Raw genomic sequence first — 12,785 nt, 5'->3', positions numbered from 1 at the left:
GATCACGACCGCGCTCCTTCGCTCCCCAGCGGCAGATCCAGCGTGCAGACATAGTAGCCCTCCGCCCAGCCGGAGGTCATCCGCGCGCGTTTGCCGAAGGCCCAGGCCAGCCGGTGGCCGATGCTGCGCTGGGCATGGCCGGCGCCGCGGGTGAGCTGCTGCTGCGGCGGCAGCGACGGATTGCGCACGCTGATGTGCAGGCGGTCGCCATCCACGCGCAGCACGATGGCGACGGTGCCGCCCGCGGGCAGCCGCGAGATCCCATGCAGCACGGCGTTTTCCAGCAGCGGCTGCAGCACCAGCCGCGGCATCGGCAGCGTCCACGGCAGCGGCTCGGTGCGTGTCCAGGCCACCTGCAGGCGCTCGCCCAGGCGCAGCTGCTCGATGGCCAGGTAACGCTCGGACAGCTCGACTTCCTCCGCCAGGGTCGCCTGCCCCTCGCCCGCCACCAGCGCGGCGCGGAACAGGTCGGAGAGGTCGAGCACGGCACGCTCGGCGACCAGCGGATCGCGCCGCAGCAGGGTCGCGATCATGTTCATGCTGTTGAACAGGAAATGCGGGCGGATGCGTGCCTGCAGCGCATCGGCCTCGGCACGCGCATTGGCCTGCACCTGCGCCTGCCAGCCATCGATGACGTAGAAGTAGCGCAGCGCCAGCGCCGCGATCAGCGAGGTGACCGCCGCCGAGCCGATGGTGAAGCGCCAGAACCCCGGCCACTCGCCGGTGGCCCCCACGCTGGCATACAGCCCGTGCACGACCGCTGCCGCCAGCCACGCCACCCCCGCGGCCAGTGCCACCGCAGCCAGTGCCCCGCTGCGTGGCGGCAGCCTCGACAGCGCACGTCGCGACACGCACAGCAGCACGCCCACCGCCAGCGCCAGCCACAGCGCGTAGCCGCTGATGGTGAGGAACTGCGGCAGGCTCCAGCTGCGGCTGCCATCGGGCACCAGCGCCACCACCACGACCACCAGCTGGGCCAGGCCCAGCAGTGCGCCCAGCCGGCGCAGCCGGCACAGGTCCGGCAGCCAGGGGTCGCGTACGGGGTCGGTCATGCCTCCATGCTGCCTGCGTGGGCCGCCGGTCAGCCGGTGAAGCGCGCGGTCAGCCAGTCGCCGAGGTCGACGATCTCTTCCATGCTCACCGAATGCGGCATCGGGTAGGTGCGCCAGTCGACGTCGAAGCCCAGCCCGCGCAGCAGCTGTGCGCTCTGCAGGCCGCCCTGCAGCGGCACCACCGGGTCCTGGGTGCCGTGCGCCATGAACACCGGCTGGCGCGTGGCGCCGTCCACGAGCGCGGCCTGGGCGCCGTTCGGTGCCGGCAGGTAGGTCGACAGCCCGACCAGCCCCGCCAGGGGTTCGCGACGGCGCAGCCCGGCCGCCAGTGCGACCGCACCGCCCTGCGAGAAGCCCGCCAGTACGATGCGCGACGACGCCACCCCGCGCGCGTTCTCGCGTGCGATCAGCGTGTCGATCTCCGCCACCGACGCCAGTACGCCGGCCTCGTCGGCGCGGTTGGCGAGGTCCATCTCGACGATGTCGTACCAGGCGCGCATCGGCACGCGGTTGTTGATGGTGACCGGGCGCACCGGGGCATGCGGGAACAGGAAACGCAGCGCCGGCCAGTCGCGGCGCACCAGCTCCGGGACGATCGGCACGAAGTCGTGGCCGTCGGCGCCCAGGCCGTGCAGCCAGATGACCGACCATTGCGGATCGGCGGCGGTTTCGCGTTCGAGTACTTCGAGGGGCATGTCGGTTCCGGTTCGAGGCCTGCGGCAAGGGTAATCATTCGGCTGCCGCGCGGCACGGGCGGCACGGGCGGTAAACGCCCTACCCGCGGACGCGCCTGCGCCGGCTGGCATCCGACGGGTGCGGTTCGGCACGCAGTTCGCTGGCGCGCACCAGCACCGTCGGCGGCGACAGCTCCTCGGGGGTGGCGAAGATGCGGCGGCGCTGCAGCCACTGCCCCGCCGCGCGCGACGAGGTCAGCATCACGATCGGAATCGAGAACAACAGGCCGGCGATCACCGGTGACATCCACGCCGCAAGCCCGGGTGAGACCCCCAGCGCCATCACCAGTGCGACCAGACCCACCACGCTGGCGCCGCCATAGCTGCGCAGCAGTGCCGACAGCGGCTGGCTGCCGTCATCGCGCTGCTGCGAATCCCAGCCCGAGTCCTTGCCGGCCAGCACCTCGGCCACGCCGCGGCACTGCACGTACATCGTCACCGGCGCCATCAGCGCGGCGAGCACGGTCTCCAGCAGCACGCCCACCGCGGCGCGTGCGGCACCGCCGCAGCCACGGCGCATGTCGCGGTCGAGCATGGTGGCGAGGTAGCCGAACAGCTTGGGCGCCAGCAGCATCGACATCGTCAGCGCGAACACCCACAGGAAGCGGTCCGGGTCCTGTTCCATCCAGTAGCGCCCGGCCGAGTACTGCTCGCCCGGTGCCAGCGCCAGCAGCGGCAGCGCAAGCCCGACCAGCATCAGCATCGCCCACAGCGGTGCGGTCAGGTAATGGCCGATGCCGATCAGCATGTGCCAGCGGCTGACCCAGTGCAGGCCCTTCGCCGGCAGCACCCCGCCATGCTGCAGGTTGCCCTGGCACCAGCGGCGGTCGCGCACCAGCATGTCGGTGAGCGAGGGCGGGCCTTCCTCGTAGCTGCCACCGAGCCCCGGCACCATGTGCAGCGCCCAGCCACCGCGGCGCATCATCGCCGCCTCCACGAAATCGTGGCTGAGCACGTGGCCGGAGAACGGGGTCGGGCCGTCGAGTTCCGGCAGGCCGCAGTTCTCGGCGAACGCGCGCGTGCGGATCATCGCGTTGTGGCCCCAGTAGTTGCTCTCCGCGCCGTGCCACCAGGCCACGCCATAGGCGATCACCGGCCCGTACACGCGGCCGGAGAACTGCTGCATGCGCGCGAACAGCGTGCGCCCGTTGACGATCACCGGCAGCGTCTGCACCAGTGCGACGTCGTCGTGGCGCTCCACCGCGTCGGCCAGCCGCACCAGGGTCTCGCCGGTCATCAGGCTGTCGGCATCGAGGATCAGGAACTTCGGCCACGCCGCGCCCCAGCGGCGCACCCAGTCGGCGATGTTGCCGGCCTTGCGCTCGCGGTTGTCCTCGCGCAGGCGGTAGTACAGGCGGATGCGCTCGCCCAGGCGCGCACGCAGCGCCTCGAACTCGATCAGCTCGGCCTGCTGCAGCTCGGGCCTGCGGGTGTCGCTGAGCACGAACACATCGAACATGCCGGCATGGCCGGTGTCGATCAGCGATTCGCAGGTCGCCTGCAGCCCGGACATCAGCCGCACCGGATCCTCGTTGTAGGTCGGCATCAGCAGCGCGGTGCGCTCGCGCGGTGCCGGCAGCGGCGCGCGCGGATCGAGGCCCAGGCGCGCCGGGCGCCGCTGCAGCATCACCAGGAAACCGGCGAAGGTGCCGACGAACGACTGCACGATCCAGGCGAACAGCGCGATGAAGATCGCGATCAGCAGGCCTTCCGCCACGCTGATGCCGCCGCCGCGCAGCAGCCACCAGATCTGGTAGGCGGCCACCAGCGTGAGCAGCGCCGCACCACCGATCACCGCCGCACGCCGGCTGGCCATGCCGCGCGGCGTGGTCGGCAGGCGGCTGACCGGACGGGAACCGGTGCGCAGCGACTGCACCGGCATCGGCAGCGGTGCATCCGGCGGCAGCGGCGGCGCGGTGGCGGTGAGGCCGGGGGCGTTGTCGGTCGTCATGCGCGATGCGCCACGCACGCGTACGGCACGGCAGGTGGACGCATCACGCCGTCCACCGGTAGAGCCAGGTCTCGCCGAGCGCGCGGCCGCCGGCATGCAGGCGTGCGCGCAGTTCGACGGTGGTCGCCGTACCGGGCACCAGTTCGAAACTGCTGCGCCAGCGCCCGTCCTCCGGATTGCGCTGTACCACCACGTTGCGCACCTCGCCGGCACTGGCCGACAGCTCCAGTTCCGGCGCGGTGGCGGCATCCAGCGCATCGAGGGCGCCACCCTGCCAGTCGAGCACGAACAGGCGCACGCCTTCCTCGAACGCCGCACCCGCGCGTGTCGCGCTCACCAGTGCCAGCGCCGGGTCCCAGCTGTGCATCGCTTCCCAGTGCAGCACGTAGCGCCAGCGCGATTCGCGGCCTGCGGCCAGAGGCTGCGCCGGCCGCCACGCGGCCACGATGTTGTCGTGGAACTCGTCGGCGGTGGGGATCTCGACCAGGTGCACCTCGCCCTCGCCCCAGCCATCGCGCGGCTCCACCCACAGGCTGGGGCGACGCTCGTAGTCGGCCTCGGCGTCGAGGAAGTCTTCGAAATCGCGCTTGCGCTGCATCAGCCCGAAGCCGCGCGGGTCGCGGTCCTGCAGGCCGCTGACCTGCAGCGTCGACGGATTGGCCAGCGCGCGCCAGACCTGTTCGCCGCTGCCGGTCCACAGCGCAAGGCCGTCGGAATCGTGCACGGCGGGGCGGTAATCGTCGACGCCCACGCGGTCGCTGGCATCGAACGCGAACATGCTCGTCAGCGGGGCGATGCCGACCGCGCGCAGCTCCACCCGCGGATACAGCCGCGCGTCGACCTCGATGCGCGTGCGCGGGCCGTCCGCGGTGATCGCAAAGCGGTAGGCACCGGCAACGCTGGGACTGTCGAGCAGCGCGTGCACCACGGTCGACGGGCTGCCGGCCTGCGGGCGCTCCAGCCAGAACGCACGGAACACCGGAAATTCCTCCGGACCCGGATCGCCGGTGCCCAAAGCGAGGCCACGCGCCGACAGCCCGTAGGCCAGCCCCTGCGCCACCGCGCGGAAATAGCTCGCGCCGAGGAAGGCGCACAACTCGTCGCCATCCGCACGGCCGCCGCCGGCCACGTGCAGGCGGAAGCCGGCGAACCCGAAATCCTCGTCGGCATCCACCGGCGCCTGGCGGCCGTAGTCGAACAGGTCCGGCGAGAACGCGATCGGCTCGGCCTGCCCATCCGCCACCTCGTACATGTCCACGCGCTGCGGGAACAGGAAGCCGCGATGGAAAAACTGCGCGGTATACGGCACTCCGCGACCGGCCCACAACGCGCGGTCGCCGCGGTAGCGCAGGTCGCGGTAGCCGTCGTAGCCGAGTGCCCCGAGCGAGGCCGGCAGCGTCTGCGGGGGCGGCTGGTACGCCGCCGCCGCGGCTGCGCGGGCCAGTGCAGGCACGGTGTCGTCATCGAACGGCCGGGCGCCGGCGGTGGCGGCGAATGCATGGCCACCGCGGCCGGCGAGCACGGCGGCCATCGCGGTCGCCAGCAGGAAGTCGCGTCGCTGCACGTGGGTCGGATCCGGAACCGGGAAGCCGCGCATGATGCACGCATGCGGCATTACATTTCGATAACACCCGGCCGATGCCGCGCACCGCCATGACGCCGTCCATGCATCGCCACTGCTACACAGGCCGGCATGGACACGATCGGACGCAGGCGATGGGCCATCGCCGAAGGCTATATCCCCGGCCAGAGCACCGGCCCTGCCCCGGAACTGGAAAGCCACGAGGCCTGCTGCATCCTCAATGCCGGCGACCAGACGGCGCAGGTGCAACTGACCCTGTACTTCGAGGATCGCGACCCCGCCGGGCCCTACCGCGTGGAGGTGCCGCCGCACCGCACGCTGCACCTGCGCTTCAACAACCTCGAGGACCCGGAACCGGTGCCGCGTGACACGCCGTACGCGAGCATCTTCGAGTCCGACGTGCCTATCGTGGTGCAGCACACACGTCTTGACTCGCGCCAGGCCGAGAATGCGCTGATGACGACGATGGCGTTCCCCTGCGACTAGAACCGGAGCCGGCCCGCATCAGCTCATTCGAGTCGAAGCAACGGCTCCGGCAGCGCGCCCGGTTGCGGCCGCGCGTAGAAATAGCCCTGCTGCAGGTCGATGCCGAGGTCGCGCAACGCCGCCGGTTCGTCGCGGGTCTCGACTCCTTCGCCGACCACCGCCACGCCCAGTTCCACGCACATCCGCACGACATGGTCGACGATGGTGCGGCGCGCGCGGTCGGCGTCGATGCCACGCACGAGCGCCATGTCGAGCTTGACGAGGTCCGGCTGGAACGCGGCCAGCAGGTTGAGGCCGGCGTAACCGGCGCCGAAGTCGTCGATCGCGGTGCGGAAGCCCATCGAACGGTAGGCATCGAGGATCCCGAGCAGGTGCTCGGGGCGCGACACGTGCTCGCGTTCGGCGACCTCGAACAGGATCCGCTGCAGCGGCCAGTCGGCACGGCGCGCGGCGGCAAGCGTGCGGCGGATGCAGTTCTCCGGCTGGTACACCGCATTGGGCAGGAAGTTGATCGACACGGTCTGCCGCATGCCCAGTGCGGCCGCGGTCTCGATCGCGGTCACCCGGCAGGCCTGGTCGAAGGCGTACAGGCGGTCATCCGGAATCGCGGCGATCACCGCGCCCGCGGAGGCGCCGCTCGCACCGCGTACCAGCGCTTCGTATGCAAACACCTCGCCGCGGCCGAGGTCCACGATCGGCTGGAACGCCATCGCGATGGCGACCGGCAGATCACGGCCGTCGCCACAGGCCTCGCAGGCGGACTGGCTGGACATGTCGGCTCCGGAAATGACGGGAAGACAGGGGTTATCGGCCGCCGCCACCGGCAATGTAGGCCGCATTGGCAACGCATGACACCGATGCAGGAGCTTTCCATTGGACGGCGAGCGCCGGGTGCGGCGCCGGACGCTGGCGGTGCCGATGCGGACGGGCACCGCTGCGCATCCGGAGGTCGCCCGCGAGAGCCGACGCCGGCGCGGGTGCCGGCGGACGAAGCAGCGCAATGCCGACCGGCGCTCAGTCGGCCAGCCGTTCCAGCAGCCCACACAGGCTCCTGAGGTCCTGCGCATTGTGGTCGCCGACGCGCCGCAAGGTTGCCGCGCTGCCGCCACGCAGGTACTGCAGCCACGCGGCGGGTGCCTGCGAGCCCGGCAGGTCGTCCTCGCGCACCACGCCCAGCAGTTCGCGCTCGGCGGTCGCAAGCCGGCAGTTCGGCCACACCGTGCGGTAGCGACGGCGCATCGGATGCAGCAGGTCGATATGCCCGCACGCCGGCAGCGGATCGGTCAGCCGCGCGAGGCGGTAGCGCGTCGTCAGCAGCGGGCGGTCGTAGCTCTTGCCGTTGTAGGACAGCAGCACCGTGTCCTCGCCCAGCCAGCCGGCAAAGGTGCGCAGCATCGCGGTCTCGGCGGCCAGGGTGGCGATCAGCAGCTGGCGCAGGCGCAGGCCACCGGCATGCCAGTCGGCGGCGCCGATCATGAAGGCGCGGGTGCCGGTCCCACCGGCCAGCCCGGTGGTTTCGGTGTCGAAAGCAAGCACGCGTTCGCGCTCGACTTCGCCCTGGCCGATGCCATGCAGCAGCAGCGCATCCTGCCGCGGCCACGGCGTCCAGGCCTCGGTGTAGTACAGGCCGGGTGCGATCTCCTCGCCCTCGAGCCGGCGATCGGCGGCCGGCGCCGCCCGCAATGGCGCCTGCGGGCGCAGGTTGAGGAGGCGGCGCAGCTGCGCCGCCGGATCGGCGCGGCGTGCGGGTGCGGTGGCAGGCGCCGCGCGATGCGTGGACGAGGCGATTGGTGCCGCTGCAACCTGCTCCGCTGCTGCAATGCGCTCCAGCCCGGCCGGTGCGAAGCCACCGGCAGCCCGACCCTCCACGTCATCTCCGCCACGCCTGCCTACGTGCCCATCAGCTGCGCCACGCATGCCCGCAGGCACGTCGTCCCCGCGAAGGCGGGGGTCCACGGACGTCGAGCCCGCCTGCCGGCGCAGTCCGGCCAGCTTGCGTGCCAGCGCGCTCATGCGTCGGCCGCACCCAGCAGGGCGAGCACGCGTTGCGCGGTACGTTTTGGCGAATCGGCGCCCTCGCCTTCCTGCGCTTCCAGCACCGGGCCGACGCAGGCCGGGCAGCCGCCGCGGCAGCCGCAGTCGCGCACCAGTTCCACCGCGCGCGCGTGCAGTTCCGCGCGGCGCTCGAACAGCGGCAGCGACAGGCCGACGCCGCCGGGATAGTTGTCGTAGAGGTACAGCGTCGGGGTGAAGCCGCGCACGTCGTCCGGCGACCCGGGCTGGCCGTCGGCATTGCGCCATTGCCCGCGGCCGGCACCGTCGGCGCTGGCGAACCAGGCACCGTCGCCGCTGCCCACCGCCTTCTGCAGGTCCTGGGCCTCGGCCATCACCAGCAGCTGCGCGACCAGATGCAGCGCGTGCGCGGCACCGAGGAAACCATCCAGCGCGTGCTGGCGGCTGTCGAACGCGGCATCCAGTACCGCCTGCGGCAGCTGCCACCACGCCGCGGTGGTGTGCAGTTCCTGGTCGGGCAGGTTCACCGGGCCGTAGCCGATGTTCTCGTGGGTGTGGAAGCGGATCTTCTTGTAACCGGATACCCGACGCACCACGTGCACCTCGCCATGCCGCGCGAGCCCCGCACCGGACGGCGCGCTCTCGGCCTCGTCGAGCACCTTGAGCTTGGTGTAGTCGATGGCGTCGGTGTAGTAGTCGACATGGGTGCGGCGCACATAGGCCTTGCGGCCTTCCCAGTCCAGGCGCTCCACCTGGAACGGTTCGGACTGGATCATGTGGATCGCACCCTCGTAGAGGGTGAGCGCGGCGGCGGAATAGTCGACCTCGGCAATGATGGTCTGGCGGCCATCGGTGCGGTCGACGACGACGAAGTTGCCGTCGGCCACCGAGCGCAGGTTGACCGCCTGCGCGGGATAGCTGTCGGCGATCCATTCCCAGCGCGCGGCCTCGTGGTGCAGCACGCCGGACTCGGCCAGCACCTCGAGCCACGGCGCCGGCTCCACCGGGCCGAAATAGTCGCCATCAACGAACGGCAACTCGAACGCGGCGCAGCGGATGTGGTCCATCAGGATCAGCGGCTGGTCGGGCTCGATGCGCGCCTGCTCGGGGTTGGCACCGGCGAAGAATTCCGGGTGGCGCACGATGTACTGGTCCATCGGCTGCGAGCTGGCCACCAGCACGCCCAGCGAGGGCTGCTGGCGACGGCCGGCGCGGCCGAAACGCTGCCAGGTGGCCGAGACGCTGCCCGGGTAGCCATTGAGCACCACCACGTCGAGGCTGCCGATATCGACGCCGAGTTCCAGCGCCGAGGTACTGACGATGCCGTCGATATCGCCGGCACGCATTGCGCGTTCCACCTCGCGGCGCTCGGTGGGCAGATACCCACCGCGGTAGGCGCGGATGCGGCGCGGCTTGCGCGGGTCGTGGTCGAAGACCTCCTTCAGGTACTTCGTCAGCACCTCCACCATCAGCCGGGTCTGGCAGAACACCAGCGTCTTCAGCCCCGCCTTGATGGCCAGCCGCGCGATGCGGTTGGACTGCGAGCGTGCCGAGGCCCTGAGCCCGAGGTCCGGGTTCACCACCGGCGGGTTCCACAGCAGCACGTGCTTGTCGCCCCTGGGCGCGCCGGATTCGAGGATCGCGGTCACCTCGTCCTCGATCAGCGCACGGCCGTGGTCGGCCGCATTGCCGATCGTCGCCGAGCACAGGATGAACTGCGGACGCACGCCGTAGAACGCGCACACGCGCTTGAGCCTGCGGATCACGTTGGCCACGTGCGAGCCGAAAACGCCGCGATAGGTGTGCACCTCGTCGATCACCACGTACCTGAGGTTCTCGAAGAACTGCGCCCACTTGGTGTGGTGCGGCAGGATGCCCTGGTGGAGCATGTCGGGGTTGCTGACCACGATGTCGCCGTTCAAGCGGATCGCCTGGCGTGCATCGCCGGGGGTGTCGCCATCGAAGGTCGCCGCGCGCAGGCCGAGTTCGCCGGCGCGGTTCAATTCCAGCAGCTCCGCGACCTGGTCCTGCGCCAGTGCCTTGGTCGGGAACAGGTACAGCGCCTTCTTCCCTTCGGCCAGCGCCGCGGCCACCACCGGCAGCGTGTAGCACAGCGACTTGCCGGAGGCGGTCGGCGTCGCCACGACCAGATGCTTGCCGTCGCGCGCCGCCTGCCAGGCACGCGCCTGGTGGGCATAGAGCTGGTTGACCCCGCGCGTACGCAGCGCCGCCGCCAGTGCCGGTGGCAGGTCGTCGGGAAACGGCGCGAAGCTGCCCTCCTGCCCCGGCACCACGAAGTGGCCGGTGATGCGGTCGCCGTAGCGGCGGGTCAGGCGTGCGGCGAGTTCGCCGCCGCCGGGCGCGGCGAGGGCCCGGGTGCCGGCAGGCGTGGCGATCGGGTGGTCGGAAGCGCGGAGGATGGCGTTCAAGCGGGCACGTCGGTTACGTCGGCGGGCGGTCGTTGTACGCGATGGCCGTCTCGCCTGGTGCGACTGGCGAGAAAGCGTCACGTAGTCGGGCTTGGGACCCCTCTCCCGCCTGCGGGAGAGGCGCAGGGGTGAGGGCAACGAGCGCGGATGACAGAGCGCTGAAGCACCCTCATCCGCCCTTCGGGCACCTGGACTCGCGACATCCATGTCGCTCGCCCTCCGGGCGCTTCGCCGTCCAGATCGACAGTCCCGTGATCTGTCTCCCGCGGGCGGGAGACGGGTGGCTCTTTACTCCACCCCCGGCCCCAGCAGCTCGAACTGCACCGCCTCGCCGGCAACCGACGAGGGCGCCAGCCACAGGTCGAACGCGCCCGGCTCGGCTTCGGACTGCATCTCCGGGCCGGTGAAGGCCAGCTGCCTACGGTCGAGTTCGAAGCCGACCTCCACCGTCTCGCCCGGGCCGATCGCGACCTTGCGGAAATCTTTCAGCTCGCGCACCGGGCGCACCCGGCTGGCGACGCGGTCGTGCACGTACAGCTGCACCACTTCCTCGCCCGCGACGCTGCCGGTATTGGTCACCGCCACCGTTGCGGTGAGCGTGCCGTCCCACGTCAGCCGAGACGTCGACAACCGCGGTGCGCCGTAGTCGAACGTGGTGTACGACAGCCCGTGGCCGAACGGATACAGCGCGGCGTTGGTGCACTCGCGCCAGCGGTTCTTGAACTCGGTGACGCCCGGCAGTTCCGGCCGCCCCGAGCGCGGATGCGCATAGAAATACGGCTGCTGCCCGGAATGCTGCGGAAAGCTCAGCGGCAGCCGCGCCGACGGGTTGTAGCCGCCGAACAGCACGTCGGCGGTGGCAGGGCCGGTCTGGCTGCCGAGGAACCAGCAGGCGGCGATCGCGGCGGCATCGCGCACCCCGCCTTCCAGCGCCAATGCGCGGCCGTGGCGCAGCAGCACCACCACCGGCGTGCCGCTGGCCACCACCGCATCGGCCAGCGCCTGCTGTGCCGGTGGCAGGGTGATCGACACCCGCGACTGCGCCTCGCCGCTGTAACGCTGCGGCTCGCCGAGTGCCAGCACCACCACGTCGGCGGCGCGCGCGGCCGCGACGGCGGCGTCGATGCCGCCGGGGAGCGCCTCTTCCAGCCCGCTGCCGGCGCACACGGTGAGCGCATCGGCGTCCTCGAGCGCGGCACGCAGGCCCGTCACCAGGTCCACGTAGCGCTCGCGCTCGCCGAACAGCACCCAGCAGCCTTCGAGGTTGTCGCGGTCCTCCGCCATCGGGCCGATCAGCGCGATCCGCTGCCCCGCCCTGCGCAGCGGCAGCACGTCGCCGTCATTCTTCAGCAGCACGATCGAGCGGCGCGCGGCATCACGCGCCAGTGCCTCGTGGGCCTCGCGGTGCGAGGTGTCGGCCTCGCGCTGCGGATCGAGCGAGCGGTACGGGTTGTCGAACAGGCCCAGCCGGTCCTTGAGCTCCAGCACCCGCCGCACGGACGCATCGAGCTGCGCCCGGTCCACCACGCCAGCGGCCACCAGCGCCGGCAGATGGTCGCGGTAGAAACCGCTCTGCATGCTGATGTCGAGGCCGGCGGTGAACGCCAGCCGGGTGGCGTCGCGCTCGTCCTCGGCATAGCCGTGGGCGATGAGTTCCATGTCGGCCGTGTAGTCGCCGATCACCAGCCCGTCGAAGCCCCACTCGGTGCGCAGCAGGTCGGTCAGGAGCCAGCGGTTGGCGCTGGCCGGGATGCCGTTGATGTCATTGAAGGCGCTCATCAGCGTGAGTGCGCCGGCCTCGATGCAGGCGCGGAACGGCGGCAGGTGCACGTCGCGCAGGGTCTGCGCGGAGATGTCGACCTGGCTGTAGTCCAGCCCGGCCGCCGCGCCACCGTAGGCGGCGAAGTGCTTGGGGGTCGCCAGCAGCGCATCCTCCGCACGCAGGTCATCGCCCTGGAAGCCGCGCACGCGCGCCGCGCCGAACACGCAGCCCAGCAGCACGTCCTCGCCGGAGCCTTCGGCCCCGCGGCCCCAGCGCTGGTCGCGGGCGATGTCGACCGCCGGCGCGAAGGTCCAGTGCAGGCCGGCGGCGGTGGCCTCGATGGCGGCCGCGCGCGCGGTACGCCGCGCCAGCTCCGGCTCGAAACTCGCCCCCTCGCCCAGCGGGATCGGAAACACCGTGCGCATGCCGTGGATCACGTCGGCGGCGAACAGCAGCGGGATGCCCAGCCGCGACTCCTCCACCGCGATGCGCTGCGCCTCGCGGCCCAGCGCCGCGCCGACGCCGTTGAACAGCGTGCCCACGCGCCCGGCGCGCACCTCCGCCAGCACCTCGGACGCACTCTGCGCGGCGACTTCCGGATTGACGTCGGCCGCGAACGGCCGGTGCATGTCGGCGAAGCAGCCGAGCTGGCCGACCTTCTCCTCCATCGTCATCCGCGCCATCAGGGCGTCGATACGGTCCGAGCGCTCCACTTCCACTCCGTTGAAAACGGTTACAGGCGCGTATGGTGCCATGGCTGGAGGCCCGCGGCGGAG

Annotated in this window: 9 protein-coding genes; 1 reads left to right on the top strand and 8 read right to left on the bottom strand. The window is 71.3% G+C overall.

Annotated elements, in window-relative coordinates; genetic code table 11:
* Nucleotides 1-2 precede the first annotated feature (2 nt).
* The 4 genes from LDO11_RS01160 to LDO11_RS01145 form a co-directional block, all read right to left on the bottom strand.
* On the bottom strand, nt 3-1,052 hold the full coding sequence (locus tag LDO11_RS01160; protein WP_232139892.1) for a sensor histidine kinase: 1,050 nt from the start codon (nt 1,050-1,052) through the stop codon (nt 3-5).
* A gap of 29 nt (nt 1,053-1,081) precedes the next feature.
* Nucleotides 1,082-1,747 (bottom strand): alpha/beta hydrolase, encoded by a 666-nt coding sequence (locus LDO11_RS01155; RefSeq protein WP_232139891.1) that lies wholly within the window; start codon nt 1,745-1,747, stop codon nt 1,082-1,084.
* Nucleotides 1,748-1,826: 79 nt separating this feature from the next.
* A complete protein-coding gene (gene mdoH / locus LDO11_RS01150) occupies nt 1,827-3,737 on the bottom strand; it encodes a glucans biosynthesis glucosyltransferase MdoH (protein ID WP_129134899.1) in 1,911 nt (636 codons plus the stop codon).
* Nucleotides 3,738-3,780: 43 nt separating this feature from the next.
* On the bottom strand, nt 3,781-5,301 hold the full coding sequence (locus LDO11_RS01145; RefSeq protein ID WP_232139890.1) for an OpgD/OpgG family glucan biosynthesis protein: 1,521 nt from the start codon (nt 5,299-5,301) through the stop codon (nt 3,781-3,783).
* A gap of 129 nt (nt 5,302-5,430) precedes the next feature.
* Here LDO11_RS01145 and LDO11_RS01140 point away from each other — a divergent pair, with 129 nt between their 5' ends.
* Complete coding sequence (locus LDO11_RS01140; protein ID WP_232139889.1) at nt 5,431-5,805, top strand: sensory rhodopsin transducer; 375 nt, start codon at nt 5,431-5,433, stop codon at nt 5,803-5,805.
* Nucleotides 5,806-5,828: 23 nt separating this feature from the next.
* Here LDO11_RS01140 and LDO11_RS01135 read toward each other — a convergent pair whose 3' ends face one another.
* The 4 genes from LDO11_RS01135 to bglX form a co-directional block, all read right to left on the bottom strand.
* Nucleotides 5,829-6,578: an EAL domain-containing protein gene (locus LDO11_RS01135; protein ID WP_232139887.1), complete on the bottom strand. Its 750-nt coding sequence runs from the start codon at nt 6,576-6,578 to the stop codon at nt 5,829-5,831.
* A 241-nt stretch (nt 6,579-6,819) separates the two neighbouring features.
* Entirely contained in the window at nt 6,820-7,674 is an 855-nt protein-coding gene (locus tag LDO11_RS01130) for a ribonuclease H-like domain-containing protein (protein WP_232139885.1), read from the bottom strand.
* Nucleotides 7,675-7,814: 140 nt separating this feature from the next.
* On the bottom strand, nt 7,815-10,214 hold the full coding sequence (locus tag LDO11_RS01125) for a DEAD/DEAH box helicase (protein ID WP_232140314.1): 2,400 nt from the start codon (nt 10,212-10,214) through the stop codon (nt 7,815-7,817).
* A gap of 321 nt (nt 10,215-10,535) precedes the next feature.
* Nucleotides 10,536-12,692: a beta-glucosidase BglX gene (gene bglX / locus LDO11_RS01120; protein ID WP_232140313.1), complete on the bottom strand. Its 2,157-nt coding sequence runs from the start codon at nt 12,690-12,692 to the stop codon at nt 10,536-10,538.
* Between the last annotated feature and the right edge of the window lie 93 nt (nt 12,693-12,785).

This window comes from Alterluteimonas muca, from assembly GCF_021191595.1.
Lineage (GTDB): Bacteria > Pseudomonadota > Gammaproteobacteria > Xanthomonadales > Xanthomonadaceae > Luteimonas > Luteimonas muca.
Note: the sequence above shows the minus strand (reverse complement) of the source record. Positions and strands in the feature narration are given on the sequence as shown.

Coding starts and splice junctions, on each gene's coding strand:
- LDO11_RS01160 (WP_232139892.1), bottom strand. CDS start 1,052: ATGACCGACCCCGTACGCGACCCCTGGCTGCCGGACCTGTGCCGGCTG.
- LDO11_RS01155 (WP_232139891.1), bottom strand. CDS start 1,747: ATGCCCCTCGAAGTACTCGAACGCGAAACCGCCGCCGATCCGCAATGG.
- mdoH (WP_129134899.1), bottom strand. CDS start 3,737: ATGACGACCGACAACGCCCCCGGCCTCACCGCCACCGCGCCGCCGCTG.
- LDO11_RS01140 (WP_232139889.1), top strand. CDS start 5,431: ATGGACACGATCGGACGCAGGCGATGGGCCATCGCCGAAGGCTATATC.
- LDO11_RS01135 (WP_232139887.1), bottom strand. CDS start 6,578: ATGTCCAGCCAGTCCGCCTGCGAGGCCTGTGGCGACGGCCGTGATCTG.
- bglX (WP_232140313.1), bottom strand. CDS start 12,692: ATGGCGCGGATGACGATGGAGGAGAAGGTCGGCCAGCTCGGCTGCTTC.